Source organism: Herminiimonas fonticola, from assembly GCF_003293745.1.
Classification (GTDB): domain Bacteria; phylum Pseudomonadota; class Gammaproteobacteria; order Burkholderiales; family Burkholderiaceae_D; genus Oxalicibacterium; species Oxalicibacterium fonticola.
Map to the genome: position 1 here is coordinate 161,946 of NZ_PTLZ01000005.1, position 16,651 is coordinate 178,596.

Consider the following 16,651-nt stretch of genomic DNA (forward strand, 5'->3'; position numbering starts at 1 on the left):
CAGCTGTTGTGCAAAAGAGTCGAATCCTCCGATCAGGCCAAAAACAGATTGAGGAATGAGGCGATATCACGATTCTGCCTACTATGCTGCAGGTAATCAGCATTACAATTAGATGCTGAAATGCATCATTCACACTCGCTTGCAAAACGACCACATTATGTTGCCGATCATTTGTTTGCCTCTGCTCTACCTTGAAACTGTCACCACATTCAATGCCTGCAAACTCAGCTGCATGAACGTGGGCACCAGTGCATCTGCAGACGCAAACCAAACCGCGCATTCAATAGAAGCCATCACATGACCAGCGCATCCCAAGACTCGCACTATGCCTGCATCGCCTGGATCGGTATCTGTGCCGTTGGGCTGACCTTATTACTGGTGTTGATGATGGTCTATCTGCGCATGTCGCTCAATCGCAGGGCGCAGGAAGAACGCGCGTTTCTATCTGTCTGGCGCCCTTTGCTGCTCAGCTCATTGCAGTCATCTATCTCTGCGGTTCTGCCTACGCTGGCGGCAAACGAACGCGTGTACTTTCTCAAACTCTGGAACAACCTGATGCGCACGGCGACTGGTGACGCAGCGGCCAACTTGATCAGCATTGCCTACTCGGTCGGTTGCGATTATTTCTCACGCCGCCTGCTCAGATATGGCGATCGCGTCGAATGTCTGTTGGCGACATTGGCGCTTGGTCACATGCGCGATCATCCATCGTGGGATTTGCTGGTCACCAAAACACTGGCCGCCGATAACGTCACGTCGATTAATGCATTCCAGTCTCTGGTACAGATAGATGCAGAAGCGACCGCGCAACAATTGATGCCTTTGCTGCTGGCGCGTGAAGATTGGCCAATTGCGCACGTGGCAGCGATATTGCAATCTGCGCAAGGCGCATTTTTGCAACCCTTGCTGGAAGCGACTGTTGAAATAAAATCCGTACATCTGGTGCGCACCTTGCGTCTGATCGAAGCACTGCATCTGGCAATTCCACAATCTATCGTATTGCGTCTGCTGGATGTCGCCAATGACACCGACACCATCATCGCCGCCTTGCGCATCGCTAACGATGCAGGCCTGTTGACGCAAGTACGCACTTATCTGAATCACGCCGACTGGCGCGTCAGAGTACAGGCAGCAAAGGTAATTGGGCGCATAGGTGAACACGCAGATATCAACCGCCTGATTCCATTGCTGGCCGATACGGAATGGTGGGTACGTTACCGGGCGGCGCGGGCACTCATAGCCATGCCGTTTTTCAGCATCGCCGAGATTGAACAGCTACGCGACAATCTTTCCGACCGCTTTGCGCGCGACATGCTGGGTCAGGTACTGGCAGAAAGAAAAACCGCATGACATTATCTTCACTAATCACCGCAGCGACCTGGTGCATACTCGGCTACTTCATCGTTTCCAAAATCAGTTATTTCCTGCTGAATGCATTGTCGATTTTTCGCATGCACAGAATGGAACAGGGGAAAATTCTGGCAGATTTGCCGCAAATCTATTCCGGTCTTGAACAACCCATCAGCCTGCTGCTACGCACGCACAATAGTGCAGCAACGATTGCCACTTCAGTACACGCACTATTAAAACTCGACTATTCGAATTTTGAAATCATCGTGATCAACGATGGCTCGCAGGATGCGACGCTGGATACGCTGCTTGACACCTTCGACCTGCATGCTTTCCCTGAGGCATATCGCATCCAGCTGGCAACGCAGGAAGTACATTGTATTTATCGTTCAACGCGCTATCCGAACCTGCGCGTCATCGATAAAAAACACGGCGGCAAGGCAGATGCTCTTAATGCCGGCATCAATGCATCGCGCTACCCTTTATTCTGTAGCGTTGATGATCACACGATTCTGCATCGCGACAGCCTGCGCCGCATGGCCGCGCCATTCCTGAATGACAACACGGTTATCGCTACTGCTGGAGCAGTAAGAGTTGCGAATGGTTGCGAAGTAGAAAATGGCTTGCTCAACAAAGTGGCCTTGCCCAAACGCTGGCTGCCAGTCTTTCAAATCGTTGAATACCTGCGCACATCCTTGTTTGCACCGCTAGGCTGGTCAACCATGAATGGCATGCTGATCGTTCCGGCTGCTGGTGTTGGTTTGTTCCAGAAAGAAGCGGTGATTGAAGTGGGTGGCTATCGCACGGATACGACGACTGGCAATATGGAGCTCATCGTGCGCATGCATCGCTTGATGCGAAAAAAACAGCAGGAGTATCAAATTACTTTTGTCGCCGATCCGGTTTGCTGGCAGCAAGTGCCGCAAGACTTGGCAGCATTAAGAAACCAGCGCATGCACTGGCAGCAAGGTTTGCTCGATAGCCTGAGCCAAAATATGGGCTTGCTGTTTTCGCGTAACGGTGGCGTGCCTGGACGCCTGGCATTTCCATTCTTCATTGTGTTTGAATGCGTGGGGCCGATTCTGGAATTGTTCGGTTACGCATTCATCCTGCTCGCCTACGCTTGCGGCCTGCTGTCGCTACAAGCCTGCATGGCATTCTTTTCTGTCGCGATAGGTTTGGGAATCTTGTTGTCGGCGTCCGGCTTGTTGCTGGAAGAAATGTCCTTCCATCTTTACCCCAAGGCAAGCGACATCGTGAAGCTGGCTATCGTCGCTATTCTTGGCAATCTTGGCTACCGTCAGTTGAATATAGCGTGGCGCTCGTACAGTACTGCTCGCTGGTTAATGGGTCAAAAATACCGCACGAGCAGCAAAGACATTGCTGGATAAACAGATACGTTGCCTGATCAATTGATCGCTGCAGATCAAGCTCGACAGAAAACCTGAATCAAAGCGTCAGAATCTCGATAGGCAAGCGCTTGCCTTCTTCCAGCATCGCGGTGAGAGCGGCGGCTGTCACTGGCCGACTAAAGAAATAGCCCTGGATTTGGTCACAGTCATGTTCACGCAAATAATTCAGTTGCGCTTCTGTTTCCACACCTTCCGCAATGACCTGCAGTCGCAAGCTATGCGCCAGCGAAACGATAGATGCAACGATAGCCGCATCATCCGGGTCGATGGTGATGTCGTTGACGAAGGATCTGTCGATTTTCAAGACATCAATCGGAAAGCGTTTCAAATACGACAGACTTGAATAGCCGGTGCCGAAATCATCAATCGACAATTGGACACCCAGCGCTTTCAATTCACGCAGAATACCGATCGCGCGATCAACGTCAGCCATAACCAGGCTTTCAGTCAGTTCGATTTCCAGATATTCAGGTGCCAGATCAGCTGCACGCAAACTGCTCGCAATCGACTCAACCAGATCTTCTTGTGCAAATTGGCGTGCAGACAAATTGACTGCCATACGCAAATGGCCGAGACCGGCCATTTGCCATTCCTTGTTCTGCAAGCATGCCGCACGGATGACCCATGCGCCAATAGGTACGATCAAACCGTTTTCTTCTGCCAGGCCAATGAAGCGCACCGGTGGCACCATGCCCAGCTCTGGATGTTGCCAGCGTATCAAGGCTTCAACACCAACGATTTCGCCGGTGCGCAGATCTACTTGCGGCTGATAATGCAAAGTGAACTCTTCACGCTCCAGCGCATTGCGTAAATCACCTTCGATATGCAGGCGCTCCAGCGCACGCTCATTCATTGCTGGTGTGTAGAATTGAAAATTATTTCGTCCGATTTCTTTCGCGCGATACATCGCAATATCGGCATGCTTGATCAATTCTTCCGGCGTATCGCCATCGGCCGGATAAACCGCAACACCTATACTGCAACTGACGAAGAATTCGTGCCCCTCGATTGTGAGCGGCTGTGCAATCGCTTCCATGATGCGCTGCACGATGTGCGTAGACAATCCTGAATCTGTGCGTTCCGGCAAAATCAAGACAAACTCATCGCCGCCCATGCGCGCTACCGTATCCGTATCACGTACCGCCGCCTGCAGGCGTGAAGAAACTGCTGTAAGCAGAATATCGCCGGCCTGATGTCCCAGCGTGTCGTTGACGAACTTGAAGCGATCCAGATCAACAAACAGTACCCAGATCGGGTGTCCGTAACGGTAGGCATATGACACCGCCTGGCTTAGGCGATCGCGTAACAGACTGCGGTTTGCAAGACCCGTCAGTGCATCGCGATTAGTTTGAAATTCCAGTTCTGACTCATAGCGTTTGGTCGCAGTAATATCATATTGCACTACGATGAAATGACTCACCACACCCTTATCGTCCTTGACCGGCGCGATATACCAATCACTCCAGAATAAGGTGCCATCCTTGCGGTAATTACGCAGGACTGCATGACCTTCTCTTTCCTCATTGGCCGTAGCACGAATTTCTTCAATTCCTGGCTGATCGGCATCGTCATTCCATAAGAAACACAGGTCCATTCCGATCGCTTCTTCGGCGGAATAACCAGTGATTCGCTCAAAGGCTGGATTAACGTATTCAATCAAATAGTGTGGTGCAACAGCACTGGTAATGATGATCGAATTTGCGCTCGCCTCGATCGCACGTTCGCGTAATTGCAATTCCTGCTCTGTACGCTTGCGTGCTGCGATATCTGCGCTCAAATCCTCATTGACGGAGCGTAGTTGCACGGTACGTTCATCGACCAGCAATTGGATACGTCTGGATCTATCGACCACCGTCTGCAAATACGCAGCCCCACCGATACTGAACAGCAAACCAGCGATAAATGCCCACAATGCGGTGCTGCCTTCATTCATGAACCACGCGGGAGGCGTAGACACCACCATGTGCCACGGCTGGCCCGCGACATTAAATAGATGCTGGTAAGGCTCAGGCTGGTTATAGAACAGCCATTTTGGAAGGCCCACACTCGACTCTATAAGCTGCAAGGGCGCACCTTGATGAAAGATCAGTGCATCGCCAAGCGTGTCATCGCTCGCATATACGCTGATGTTCAAAGCAAGCTTGGCATCGGATACCAGCATAAAGCTGTCGGCCGACAGTGATTTGGCAATCATATCGCCACCGCGGAATACCGCAGCGGTGTCACCAATAATCGCCAGCCGCCTGGCAGCAACATCCGTCAACGGCATACCCGGCCGATAAACCGGCATCAACACAATGAAGCCCTTTTGCGTACCGCGCTCCTGCGTCAATCGCAACAAACCAGTCGCTGATGGTTCGCCAGTATCAACTGATTTCTGCATTGCCGCGTCCTGGAATGGGTAGGAGTCGGCGTCTATGCCCAAGGCCGCCTTATTCCCTTCCATAGGCTCGATGTAATCAACGACACGATATTGCGCACGATGCGGAGCTGGAACGGGCGCGCCGTTCGAAATGTCACCAATCGTGAATCCAGGAAAGCGCGTGCGCATTGCCGCTTCGTACTGAGGGCGCTCTTGCGCAGAAATATAACGATGAAAATTAAGCGCCTGAATATACGGATTGCTCGCCAGGAGAGGCTCGGCAAACGATTGAAATTGTTCGCGGCTGACGGTTCCGAATGCGACAAATAATTGATTGACGTCCTTGAGCACATTTATCGAATTGTCGATCCCGTTCTGAATCGCTGCGACCCGGACTTTTGCCTGTTGCTGGAAATCGATATCCACCTTGTCATGCTCAAGCCGACGCACTGCTGTGAATAACAGTGCGCTAATGAGCACCCCGAGCACAAGCGCCAGCAACGCTGCAAGTGAGGGGGAAAAAGGTAATCGACTACGCATCAATAAATTTCCTGTGCGTTACTGTCTTAAAACTGAAGTAGTCTATCGATTGATTCAATACAAAAGCTCACACATGATCAAGGCATATTTATTGAAGCGTAACTTATTTATGCGATCTTGGTAAGAAGCAATTGTTAATTGCTGTCACAAACGACAAACTAATCATTTAACACAACGAAAAAGTCGACCTCATGCCCGCTGCGGCGCCTAGTTCGCTCATTGCATGAAATGGATTCTCAAGTAAAAAGCGCGCCATCAAAGCGCGCTTTTTACTAATGGACAAACTTAACCCAACCACTTTGCAATCGATAGCAGCAGCACCAGCAGCATCCACAACAGCAAGGCGCGCCACACTAGGCCGACCGTACTTTGCAATGCGCGTCCGGTCGCTTCCTCGCCAACCGGCACTTCAGTTTCCAGATTGATGGAGTCCACTGTCGTCGCATCAAGCGGAACCACATCGGCGGCATTTTCAGCGGGAGCGCCCAAACGTATACCCATCGCACCGCCACCTGCGGAAAGAATAATGCCGACCGCTTCATCCTGCCAACGCCCTGCAAAATTGCGCCATGCATAAATCGCATCTTCGAAATTACCGACCACCGCAAAAGCAGCCGCAGTCAAACGAACCGGTATCCAGTCTATCCAGTAGAAAGCTTGTGCCGCGAACCGACCAAATTCTTCACGTTCGGCAGTCTTCGGCTCATTCCACACACGCGCCAGATATTCAGCCACACGGTACATGATGGCACCGACCGGACCCAATGGCGTCAGCAACCAGAAGAACACACCGAACACATTTCTATGCGTGGTGATCAACGCCTTCTCAACTGCGAGGCGTGACACCTCACTGACATCCATACCTGCAGTATCGCGTTTGGTCCATTCGGCCAGCAAGGAACGGGCAGTCGCTTCGTCGCCGTTGTTCAATGCAATTTGAATCGAGGTAAAGAAATGACTGTAATGACGAAAGCCCATCGTCACATATACCACCGCGACATTCACAATCAAGGCAGCGAGGGGACCGATCTTGACGCTAATCCAGTAGAACAAGGCAGTTGGCACAGTGAACGCGAGAATCATCAAGAACCAGGCAATCCGTCCATGCTGGACTTGTCCTGCGTTAAATGAGCCTTCCAGTTTTGTAGCAAGCGCCCGTGCACCTGCATACACCGGATTATCGGCGCGCAAAGGTTTTAATTGTTCAATCAGTAGCGCAAAGAGAATGGAGAAAAATGTCATTAAGGCGCCTTATAAGTCAGACAAGCTATACGATAACGCAGCACTTGATCAGAATCAAATAAACAGGTGCAAAGCAAGGGCTGAGAATGCACACTCTCGCACCTATGCACGCAAGAAGTGGAAAAGATTACGCAGCATACCTGCGGTCGCACCCCAGATAAAGAAGCGTTCATACGGCATGACATAGAAAGTACGGTTACCGGTAATGAACTCTGCAGTACGACGCTGATGGTGCATGCCATTCATCAGGAAGGATAAAGGCACTTCGAAAATCTCTGCGACCTCGAACGGATCTGCACGCATCTCAAATGGTGGCTGCACAATTGCGACCACAGGAGTAACTCTGAAGCCGGTGCCGGTGTGATATTCAGGCAGCGTACCGATGACATCGATGTGCGACCGATCCAGACCGATTTCTTCTTCCGTTTCGCGCAAGGCTGTCGCTATCGGCGACGCATCGTATGCCTCCATCCGACCACCGGGAAAACTGATCTGCCCTGCGTGCGCAGTGAGATGAGCAGCGCGCTGCGTAAACAACAAGGTCGGACCATCATCACGCAGCACGATGGGCAGCAAGACCGCCGCATCCGTCAACGGTCCAGTCATTGGTCTGACCAAGCGCTCTACCGTGATTTCTGGCGACCATGCAGGTGGATTGGAAAAACGGGCGCGCAAGGCATCCGCTCTCAATTGTTCCAGGGTGATTGCATCCTCACCTCCCAATGAATCAATAGGGAGTAATTCCGGATCGAAATGCAGTGTGGCCAAGTCGCGTTCCTACATGCAAGGAATATCAATTGCTCAATCTGTCTCGCACTACACCGTACGACTCACAAGGAATCCCACTGCATGATGCGGAGGCGAATTGCGCACCGTAAAAAATCGCCGCACACTATGCATGCGGCCATCGCCATCATTTTGATTAATGTTAGTCGAAAATATTAACCCGGCGGCTATGCAAGCACCAGCATTTAACAATTGTGAATTGTGCCATCAAAACAAAAAAGACACCCGAGGGTGTCTTTTTTGTTGATACCGAATGACTGTCTGGACGAATCCAGTGCAATTATTCTGCCGCAGCTTTTGAAGCAACGCGACGATTCGGCAATTTTTCTTTGATACGTGCCGATTTGCCCGAACGTTCGCGCAAGTAGTACAACTTGGCACGACGTACGTCACCGCGACGTTTCACTTCGATCGAAGCGATCAGTGGCGAGTACAGTTGGAATGTACGTTCCACGCCTTCACCCGACGAGATCTTACGAACGATGAAGTTCGAGTTCAAGCCACGGTTACGACGGGAGATGACAACGCCTTCGTAAGCCTGGGCGCGCTTGCGCGTACCTTCGACTACGTTGACGTTAACGATCACTGTATCGCCAGGAGCGAAGTCAGGGATGTTCTTTGCCAGGCGAGCAATTTCTTCTTGCTCTAATGTTTGGATAAGATCCATTTTTATTACTCCAATAACCATCTTGCCGGCGCGAGGTGTTTCTAATATGCCCGGTAGAGGATGGGGTTACACATTGCAGGAACATGCTGCTTTCCCGCTCGATACTACAAACTACTGAACAACTTATTCGGTATTACATGCTGCTTAAAAACTTTTCATCGGCTCGCGTCAGCAAACCTGCTGCACGTGCCTTGATAATCATGTCGGGGCGTTTCTTCGCGGTTGCTTCCAGCGCGCGTTCACGTCGCCACTTTTCAATCTCGACATGATGGCCGCCCATCAATACTGCCGGCACTGCTGCACCTTCATATATTTCAGGTCGCGTGTAGTGCGGACAATCGAGCAAACCATTTACAAAACTGTCTTCAACTGCAGAAGCATCATCGTGCAAGACGCCGGGCAACTGCCGTATCACTGCATCCATCAAAGCCATCGCCGGCAACTCACCGCCTGACAGCACGAAATCGCCTAGGCTGATTTCTTCATCGACACATGCATCCAGAAAACGCTGATCGACTGCTTCGTAACGACCGCACAGCAAAACCAGACCTGGTTCAGCCGTCAACTGCATCACACGTTCGTGGGTCAATGCCTTGCCTTGCGGAGAAAGGTAAATCACACGAGGTGCAGGTAATTCTGCAGCGATCTGTCGTTTCTTTGCTTCCAGCACTGCTGCTTGCAGCGGCTTGACCATCATCACCATGCCGGGACCGCCACCATAAGGCCGGTCATCGACGGTGCGATGCTTGTCGCTGGTGAAATCACGCGGATTCCAAAGCGCCAATTCGCATTTCTTTTGTTCGAAAGCACGTCGCGTAATACCCGACTGCGTAATCGCGGTGAACATTTCCGGGAACAGCGTGACGACATCAAATTGCATCTCGCCCACTCCTCAAAACGAACTGACTAATAGTCGAGTCCCCAGTCCACCGTAATTTTTTTTGCTGTTCGATCAACCGTAATGACAAACTGCTCGACAAACGGGATCAGCAATTCTTGCGCTGCCTTAGGGTCAGGCTCTGCAACTTGAGGTACCGCGACACGCAAAATAGGATGCGCGCCATTGTCCATCATGTCGCTGACTTTACCCAGATGCACGCCCTGCAGATTCTCGACTTCCAGGCCGATCAGATCGACCCAGTAAAATTCGTTGTCGGACAGCGCCGGGAAATGACTGCGCGGGATTTGCACGGTTGCACCTTTCAGCGCCTCCGCAGCATCTCGCCCTGCCACACCCATCAACTGTGCGACCACATCGCCGGAATGAATCTTGGTTTGCATCATCGCCACGTCACGGAATTCTGGCTTATCCAGCCACCATGTCTTGGCATTCAACAACGCATCCGCATCGGCTGAATAGGGTCTGACCCGCACCCAGCCATTCAATCCATATGCACCGGAGATGTAACCAACCAGCACCAAATCCTCAGGAATTTTCATTCCCGATGCCGTTTGATTCGACAAAACTTAAGCTGCTGCTTTGCCGGCTTGAGCGACCAAACGAGCAACTGTCGGCGACAATTGTGCGCCTACGCCTTGCCAGTACGACAAACGGTCTTGAGCGATACGAATGCTTTCTTCAGCGCCGGATGCAACCGGGTTGTAGAAACCGATACGTTCGATGAAACGACCGTCGCGACGATTGCGCGAATCAGTAGCAACAATATTGTAAAAAGGGCGCTTTTTTGCACCACCACGAGCTAAACGAATGACGACCATAATATTTCCAAAAAGTGTCTGAACACGGAAAAAGCCGCAAATTATAGCCCAAGTAGCGAAGCAACCGCAACCTCATTCACACCATTTACGCGGTCGGCGTGGCGAATCAGGGAATATTCATTGCCGAACATCAGCAAACACGGACTGTGCGCAATGCATCTGCCTTTACAATGCCCGACGGAATGCAATCATTCCGGCCACTTTCGGCAAAATCATGTCTCTTTATCAGCGATCAAAATCATCCATGGCCATTAGCCACAAGAATAAGACACTCGGCACCCTGCTCGCAACCCTGTTTGGCGGCTTGGGCGCGCACCGGTTTTATCTTTACGGCAAGAAAGATTACTGGGGCTGGCTATCAGTACTGGCTTTCATATTGCTTTCTTTTGCAATCATCATTCGCTTGCCGCAGGCCCTTTTCATTACTTTTTTGATATTAGCTATCATCTCGTTTTTTGCCGGCTTGATAGGCGCGCTGGTAATCGGCCTTACCCCCGATGAAAAATGGGGCGCGCAATTCAATACCCATTCCGGCCGCAGCTCGGATTCCGGCTGGACCGTGATTTTGCTGGTTATTATCACTTTTGCACTTGGCTCAACGGCCTTGATCGCGACGATCGCACGCGGCTTCGATTTATACCTGACCGGTGGCGCGTTCGGCTAAAACCCTTACGCAGTATGGGATGCAAGCTGCAAGGCGTTCCCCATGCCAGTGCGAAATACTGCATTGATGCGCAACAGAAGTGCAATGAAGCAAGGTTTCCTGCGCGCAAAATCCTTCCGCTCTCTCCCAGTTGATTTGATTGTCTGCATGGCACGCATAGTGCTTTTACAGGACATATGCTCTTGACGTCGTCAGGGCGATCAATTCAAGTCTATGAGGGAGTTTCAATGGCCATACGCTCTACGTCTGCTTCGATGGCAATCGCTGTCCTGGCTTTAGGCTGGTGTCTGAATATCGCCTCTGCGCAACCGGCCCCACCGGAAACCGTGCTGCCTGCCGCTAGCAGTGAAGCTACCGCTCCGGATGCTCCAGCGCCCGCGCTCACCATGCCGGCGCCGATGATCGTCGAGCCAGCCTCTGCAAACACGACGGCAGCGCCGGAACCAGTAGTAGAAGCGCCACTGACCAAACCCACCCTGGTCGATGCCTCGAAAATCAATTCCGGCGACACCGCCTGGTTATTGGCATCCACTGCGCTGGTACTGTTCATGACAATTCCCGGCCTGGCCCTGTTTTACGCCGGCATGGTGCGCAAGAAAAACGTGCTGACAACGATGGCACACAGCTTTGCCGTGACCTGTCTGGTCACCATCATTTGGGTCGTCATAGGCTACAGCCTGGCGTTCACACCCAACTCCCCGTACATCGGCGGACTGGATCGCGTCCTGTTAAACGGCATGGACTTCTTCAAGGAAACCGGCAAGCTGACCGTCAGCGAAATTGCACCGACAATTCCGGAAAGCGTCTTCGTCATGTTCCAGATGACTTTCGCGATCATCACACCGGCGCTGATTACCGGCGCATTTGCCGAACGCATGAAATTTTCTGCACTGTTGATGTTCATCACACTGTGGTCCATTTTTGTTTATTCGCCCGTTGCGCATTGGGTATGGGAACCGAGCGGCTGGTTGGCAGCACGCGGCGTTCTGGATTTTGCCGGCGGTACGGTTGTGCATATCAATGCCGGCGTATCCGGTCTGGTGGCAGCCATCATCATCGGGCCGCGCCTGGGCTTCGGCAAAGAACCTATGCCACCGCATAATCTGGTGCTGACTGTGATTGGTGCATCGATGCTGTGGGTAGGCTGGTTCGGCTTTAACGCCGGCTCGGCAGTGGCGGCAGACGGCCGCGCTGGCATGGCGATGCTGGTTACGCAACTTGCAACTGCAGTCGGCGCATTGTCATGGATGTTCATTGAATGGGCGCGTCGCGGCAAACCTTCTGTCCTCGGCCTTGTTTCCGGCGCAGTTTCCGGCTTGGTTGCAATTACACCGGCATCCGGCTTTGTCGGCGTCACTGGCGCTTTGGTCATAGGTGCAGCCGCCGGCCTCGCCTGCTACTGGGGCGCAACTGCACTCAAATCCAGACTCGGCTATGACGACTCGCTCGACGTCTTTGGTGTTCATGCGATAGGCGGTATCGTCGGTGCTTTGTTGACCGGCGTGTTTGCAGTGAAGAGCATAGGCGGTGTGGAGAGCAGCTTCGGCAATCAGGCTTTCGGCGTGATCGTAACCGTCGTCTTCTCGGCTGTCATGACCGCGATCATTCTGGGCATCGTCAATGCCTTGGTCGGCTTGCGCGTCAGCGAAGAATCCGAACGTGAAGGCCTCGATCTTGAGCAACATGGTGAGCACGTACTATGAGTGATGAACACCACACGCGTGCAGCGCTGGAAAATCAGGCCTTTGCCCTGATGGGCCGGCTGCACGTCACCTTGCGCCGGCAAACAGGCCGGGTCACCGATATCGAGTACATGCGTATCGACCCGGCCTATTGTCGTTATTTATTGAAAATGGCGTCGCTGTCGCCGATAGAAGACTTGCAGGAATTAAGCATTAAGCTGCATGAAATCTTCTTTGGTGCCGAGGGCTTGTTCGTGGTTGCAGAACCCAAACCGCCTTTGATTGATCGCTTCAAGGAACACGCACCTGCACCGCCACCTCCGGCGGCTACACCCTCGGCATCGACCGATAACGGCGATCCGGTGGATCGCGGTTACATCGGTCGTTTGCGCTAACAGCATTCTTCACACGCAGTTTTGTCGGGCGGCTCGCAGGCGTCCGATAGCAAGTGCTTCAGAACTGATCTTCATCCAGCGCCAGTACGCCGCTGCTACCGTCCACAATCGCACTGCGATATCCGCCCGCCTGCGACAAATAATGATCGGCAAAAAATCGCGCAGTCGCTATCTTTGCTGAATAAAACTTAGTGTCACCGTCTTTCGCATCCAGCTTTTGTTGAGCAACCAATGCCGCGCGCGCCATTTGCCAGCCGCCGAGGACGATGCCGGCCAGTTTCAAATACGGCACACTGCCGGCAAACACACCTTTGATATCGGATTGAATATTCGCCACGACGTAGGCAATCACTTCATCGAGTGCAATAGCAGCGACTGCCAGATGTTTGCCTATCGCCTGCAAATCGGCAGATGAAGAAGCCGCCAGTTCGCTTGCCGTTTTACGTACGCGAGCGATGATGTCGCGCGCGACCGCACCGCCATCGCGTACTGTTTTGCGTCCGACCAGATCGTTGGCCTGAATCGCAGTCGTACCTTCATATATCGTCAGGATGCGGGCGTCGCGATAATATTGCGCCGCACCGGTTTCTTCTATGAAGCCCATGCCACCGTGTATCTGCAAACCGGTAGAGGCGACATCGATAGACATCTCGGTAGACCAGCCTTTGATGATAGGCACCAGGAATTCATAGAAAGCCTGATTGCTGCTGCGTACCTTTTCATCAGTGTGATGATGCGCAATATCAAAGGCTGCTGCGCCTACATACGCCAACGCACGCGCCGCTTCGATCTGCGCGCGCATGGACATCAGCATGCGCCGCACATCCGGTTGATGAATAATCGACACAGCGGTCGCTGAACCTTCCAGGTCTTTCGACTGCACGCGATCTTTTGCATACGCGACAGCTTTTTGATATGCGCGTTCTGCCACTGCGATACCTTGCATGCCAACCGCAAAGCGCGCCGCGTTCATCATGATGAACATGGTTTCCAGGCCACGATTTTCCTGGCCGATCAAGGTACCGATCGCGCCGCCGTGATCGCCGAACTGCAGCACAGCGGTTGGACTCGCCTTGATGCCCAGCTTGTGTTCTATCGATACGCAAAACGCATCATTGCGTTCGCCCAGCGAGCCATCTGCATTCACCAAAAATTTAGGCACAACAAATAGCGAAATCCCCTTCACACCTTCCGGTGCATCAGGCGTGCGTGCCAGCACGAGGTGGATGATGTTCTCCGCCATATCGTGTTCGCCGTAGGTAATGAAAATCTTGGTGCCGGATATTTTGTAGGTGCCATCGCCCTGCGGAATCGCACGCGAACGCACCATCGCCAGATCGGAGCCCGCTTGCGGCTCGGTCAGGTTCATCGTGCCTGTCCATTTTCCGGAAATAAAATTCGGCAGGAATTTTTCTTTTTGCTCGTCCGAGCCTGCCGTCATCAATGCTTCGATCGCGCCATCAGTCAGCAAGGGACACAGCGCGAAAGACAGATTGGCCGCATTCAGCATTTCCATGCACGGCGTTGCCACCAGTTTCGGCAAACCCTGGCCGCCAAAATTGACCGGATGTTGCACGCCCTGCCAGCCAGCATCGCCGTATGCCTTGAATGCTTCCTTGAAACCGGGAGTGGTCGTGACCTTGCCGTCTTTCCACGCGCTCGGATGTTGATCGCCCGCCTGGTTGAGCGGCGCGATGACTTCGCTGCAAAAGCGTGCATTTTCTTCCAGCACCGCTTCTACCGTTTCCGGCGTGGCATCTTCACAGCCAGGCAAGGCATTGACGGCCGCCAGATCGGCCAACTCGTTCATTACGAACAGCATGTCTTTTAACGGCGCAACGTAGCTCATGCAAAGCTCCTAAAGAAAATGGGCAGGACGTTCAGTAAATTGCAGTGTGCCAGAAAAAATCCCGAACACACCACAACCCGCTTTCACGTCCTGCCCACTTCTTGCCCAAACAGCTTACCGCCGTCTGGAGATGTTTCTTTTTAGCCCAGTTCAGCAACCAGCTTAGGCACTATCTCGAACAAATCGCCCACGATGCCGTAATCCGCCACCGAGAAAATCGGTGCTTCCGGATCCTTGTTGATCGCGACGATGACCTTGGAATCTTTCATGCCGGCCAGATGCTGGATCGCACCTGAGATGCCGACCGCGATATACAAATCGGGAGCAACGATCTTGCCGGTTTGACCGACTTGCCAATCGTTAGGAACGTAGCCCGCATCAACTGCTGCACGCGATGCGCCCATTGCGGCACCGAGTTTGTCGGCCAAAGGTTCGAGGATCTTGAAGCTTTCTTCCGAGCCCATACCGCGACCGCCGGAGATGATGATTTTCGCAGCCGTCAATTCAGGGCGTGCCGAGGTTGCCAGTTCGCGCGAGACGAAAGACGATTTGCCCGAATCTGCAACTGCAGTCACGTTTTCAACCGTAGCCGAACCGCCCTCTGCAGCCAAATCGAAAGTCGTTGTACGCACGGTGATGACTTTGATCGCATCCGACGATTGCACAGTCGCGATAGCGTTACCGGCGTAGAACGGACGTTCGAAAGTATCTGCGGAAATGACTTTGGTAATTTCCGAAATTTGCGCAACGTCGAGCTTGGCAGCCACGCGCGGCAAAATGTTTTTACCGTAAGCTGTGGCCGGTGCGAGGATGTGCGAATAGTTGCTGGCGAGAGCCAATGCTTGCGCCGCAATGTTTTCAGCCAGGCCGTCGGCAAATTGTGCGCCGTCGGCTACCAGTACCTTGGCAACACCTGCAATTTTTGCGGCAGCTTGTGCTGCAGCATCGGCTTGATGGCCGGCGATCAAAACGTGCACATCGCCACCGCATTGAATCGCGGCAGTGATCGTGTGCAAGGTGCTGCCTTTTAAGGAGGCGTTATCGTGTTCGGCAATGACAAGTGCGGTCATGAGATTTCCTGTAATTGTTCCAACCATGCGGCCGCATCTTCATGCGCAACCGCAGCAGATGATTAAATAACTTTGGCTTCGGTCTTCAGTTTGGCAACCAGCGTCGCCACGTCAGGCACGATAATGCCGGCAGAACGCTTGGCCGGCTCGGTGACTTTCAGCGTTTTCAAACGCGGTGTGACATCGACGCCCAGATCGGCCGGCTTGACGTTATCCAGCGTTTTCTTTTTCGCCTTCATGATGTTAGGCAGCGTCACATAACGTGGTTCGTTCAAACGCAGGTCGGTAGTGACAATCGCCGGCAAGGTCAGCGATACAACTTCCAGACCGCCATCGACTTCACGTGTGACCTTGACCTTGTCGCCATCGATTTCCACTTTTGACGCATAGGTCGCTTGTGGCCAGTCGAGCAAGGCTGCCAGCATTTGACCGGTCTGGTTGGCATCGTCATCGATAGCCTGTTTACCCAGAATGATCAGTTGCGGCTGTTCTTTATCGGCGATTGCTTTCAACAGTTTGGCGACGGCCAAAGGCTGCAACTCGACATCGGTTTCGACCAGAATCGCGCGATCTGCGCCAATTGCCATCGCGGTACGCAGGGTTTCCTGCGATTGCAATACGCCGCAAGAAACAGCAATGATCTCGGTGACCTTGCCGGCTTCTTTCAAGCGCGTCGCTTCTTCCACTGCGATTTCATCGAATGGGTTCATCGACATTTTGACGTTGGCGATATCGACACCGGTTTGATCCGATTTGACGCGGACCTTGACGTTGTAATCAACCACACGTTTGACTGGAACCAACACTTTCATAGCTCTGCCTTTGAAAAAAATCAGAATGACATAAATGCAAATTGGGAACGATTATAAACGGAAGTGGCAGCGGGATTCCCCACACACTTGGTACGGGTACC

At 52.6% G+C, this 16,651-nt stretch carries 15 protein-coding genes; 5 read left to right on the forward strand and 10 right to left on the reverse strand.

The window, feature by feature from the left end:
* Positions 1-297: 297 nt before the first annotated feature.
* Positions 298-1,350 (forward strand): HEAT repeat domain-containing protein, encoded by a 1,053-nt coding sequence (locus Hfont_RS14425; protein ID WP_241523143.1) that lies wholly within the window; start codon positions 298-300, stop codon positions 1,348-1,350.
* On the forward strand, positions 1,347-2,741 hold the full coding sequence (locus tag Hfont_RS14430) for a glycosyltransferase family 2 protein (protein ID WP_112993112.1): 1,395 nt from the start codon (positions 1,347-1,349) through the stop codon (positions 2,739-2,741). The genes Hfont_RS14425 and Hfont_RS14430 overlap by 4 nt, the downstream gene beginning before the upstream one ends.
* A gap of 58 nt (positions 2,742-2,799) precedes the next feature.
* Here Hfont_RS14430 and Hfont_RS14435 read toward each other — a convergent pair whose 3' ends face one another.
* The 7 genes from Hfont_RS14435 to rpsP all read right to left on the reverse strand — a co-directional run bounded on the left by Hfont_RS14435 (position 2,800) and on the right by rpsP (position 10,078).
* Entirely contained in the window at positions 2,800-5,664 is a 2,865-nt protein-coding gene (locus tag Hfont_RS14435) for a bifunctional diguanylate cyclase/phosphodiesterase (protein ID WP_112993113.1), read from the reverse strand.
* Between the two features lie 285 nt (positions 5,665-5,949).
* Complete coding sequence (locus Hfont_RS14440; RefSeq protein WP_112993114.1) at positions 5,950-6,906, reverse strand: CobD/CbiB family protein; 957 nt, start codon at positions 6,904-6,906, stop codon at positions 5,950-5,952.
* Between the two features lie 102 nt (positions 6,907-7,008).
* Positions 7,009-7,674, reverse strand: a complete 666-nt coding sequence (locus tag Hfont_RS14445) for a CoA pyrophosphatase (RefSeq protein WP_112993115.1) — start codon at positions 7,672-7,674, stop codon at positions 7,009-7,011.
* Positions 7,675-7,972: 298 nt separating this feature from the next.
* Positions 7,973-8,359: a 50S ribosomal protein L19 gene (gene rplS / locus Hfont_RS14450; RefSeq protein ID WP_112993116.1), complete on the reverse strand. Its 387-nt coding sequence runs from the start codon at positions 8,357-8,359 to the stop codon at positions 7,973-7,975.
* Positions 8,360-8,492: 133 nt separating this feature from the next.
* The gene (gene trmD / locus Hfont_RS14455; RefSeq protein WP_112993117.1) at positions 8,493-9,239 is read right to left on the reverse strand and encodes a tRNA (guanosine(37)-N1)-methyltransferase TrmD; all 747 of its coding nucleotides are present in this window, start codon (positions 9,237-9,239) and stop codon (positions 8,493-8,495) included.
* Positions 9,240-9,265: 26 nt separating this feature from the next.
* Positions 9,266-9,799, reverse strand: coding sequence for a ribosome maturation factor RimM (gene rimM / locus Hfont_RS14460; protein ID WP_181666466.1), 534 nt, complete (start codon positions 9,797-9,799; stop codon positions 9,266-9,268).
* A gap of 27 nt (positions 9,800-9,826) precedes the next feature.
* Positions 9,827-10,078: a 30S ribosomal protein S16 gene (gene rpsP, locus Hfont_RS14465; RefSeq protein ID WP_112993119.1), complete on the reverse strand. Its 252-nt coding sequence runs from the start codon at positions 10,076-10,078 to the stop codon at positions 9,827-9,829.
* A 244-nt stretch (positions 10,079-10,322) separates the two neighbouring features.
* On the opposite strand from rpsP, the gene Hfont_RS14470 reads away from it, so the two are divergent.
* The 3 genes from Hfont_RS14470 (at position 10,323) to Hfont_RS14480 (ending at position 12,819) form a co-directional block, all read left to right on the forward strand.
* Positions 10,323-10,742: an NINE protein gene (locus Hfont_RS14470; protein ID WP_112993120.1), complete on the forward strand. Its 420-nt coding sequence runs from the start codon at positions 10,323-10,325 to the stop codon at positions 10,740-10,742.
* A gap of 227 nt (positions 10,743-10,969) precedes the next feature.
* Positions 10,970-12,445 carry an ammonium transporter gene (locus tag Hfont_RS14475; protein WP_112993121.1) on the forward strand — a complete coding sequence of 492 codons (1,476 nt, stop codon included), beginning with the start codon at positions 10,970-10,972 and terminating at the stop codon, positions 12,443-12,445.
* Positions 12,442-12,819, forward strand: a complete 378-nt coding sequence (locus Hfont_RS14480) for a hypothetical protein (protein ID WP_112993122.1) — start codon at positions 12,442-12,444, stop codon at positions 12,817-12,819. Before Hfont_RS14475 ends, Hfont_RS14480 begins: the two co-directional genes overlap by 4 nt.
* 58 nt (positions 12,820-12,877) lie before the next feature.
* Here Hfont_RS14480 and Hfont_RS14485 read toward each other — a convergent pair whose 3' ends face one another.
* From Hfont_RS14485 to Hfont_RS14495, 3 genes are all read right to left on the reverse strand, one after another.
* Positions 12,878-14,668, reverse strand: coding sequence for an acyl-CoA dehydrogenase (locus Hfont_RS14485; protein WP_112993123.1), 1,791 nt, complete (start codon positions 14,666-14,668; stop codon positions 12,878-12,880).
* Positions 14,669-14,808: 140 nt separating this feature from the next.
* Positions 14,809-15,738: an electron transfer flavoprotein subunit alpha/FixB family protein gene (locus Hfont_RS14490; RefSeq protein WP_112993124.1), complete on the reverse strand. Its 930-nt coding sequence runs from the start codon at positions 15,736-15,738 to the stop codon at positions 14,809-14,811.
* Between the two features lie 62 nt (positions 15,739-15,800).
* Positions 15,801-16,550: an electron transfer flavoprotein subunit beta/FixA family protein gene (locus tag Hfont_RS14495; RefSeq protein ID WP_112993125.1), complete on the reverse strand. Its 750-nt coding sequence runs from the start codon at positions 16,548-16,550 to the stop codon at positions 15,801-15,803.
* Positions 16,551-16,651: the final 101 nt, after the last annotated feature.

Coding starts and splice junctions, on each gene's coding strand:
- Hfont_RS14425 (WP_241523143.1), top strand. CDS start 298: ATGACCAGCGCATCCCAAGACTCGCACTATGCCTGCATCGCCTGGATC.
- Hfont_RS14430 (WP_112993112.1), top strand. CDS start 1,347: ATGACATTATCTTCACTAATCACCGCAGCGACCTGGTGCATACTCGGC.
- Hfont_RS14435 (WP_112993113.1), bottom strand. CDS start 5,664: ATGCGTAGTCGATTACCTTTTTCCCCCTCACTTGCAGCGTTGCTGGCG.
- Hfont_RS14440 (WP_112993114.1), bottom strand. CDS start 6,906: ATGACATTTTTCTCCATTCTCTTTGCGCTACTGATTGAACAATTAAAA.
- rplS (WP_112993116.1), bottom strand. CDS start 8,359: ATGGATCTTATCCAAACATTAGAGCAAGAAGAAATTGCTCGCCTGGCA.
- trmD (WP_112993117.1), bottom strand. CDS start 9,239: ATGCAATTTGATGTCGTCACGCTGTTCCCGGAAATGTTCACCGCGATT.
- rimM (WP_181666466.1), bottom strand. CDS start 9,799: ATGAAAATTCCTGAGGATTTGGTGCTGGTTGGTTACATCTCCGGTGCA.
- rpsP (WP_112993119.1), bottom strand. CDS start 10,078: ATGGTCGTCATTCGTTTAGCTCGTGGTGGTGCAAAAAAGCGCCCTTTT.
- Hfont_RS14470 (WP_112993120.1), top strand. CDS start 10,323: ATGGCCATTAGCCACAAGAATAAGACACTCGGCACCCTGCTCGCAACC.
- Hfont_RS14475 (WP_112993121.1), top strand. CDS start 10,970: ATGGCCATACGCTCTACGTCTGCTTCGATGGCAATCGCTGTCCTGGCT.
- Hfont_RS14480 (WP_112993122.1), top strand. CDS start 12,442: ATGAGTGATGAACACCACACGCGTGCAGCGCTGGAAAATCAGGCCTTT.
- Hfont_RS14485 (WP_112993123.1), bottom strand. CDS start 14,668: ATGAGCTACGTTGCGCCGTTAAAAGACATGCTGTTCGTAATGAACGAG.
- Hfont_RS14490 (WP_112993124.1), bottom strand. CDS start 15,738: ATGACCGCACTTGTCATTGCCGAACACGATAACGCCTCCTTAAAAGGC.
- Hfont_RS14495 (WP_112993125.1), bottom strand. CDS start 16,550: ATGAAAGTGTTGGTTCCAGTCAAACGTGTGGTTGATTACAACGTCAAG.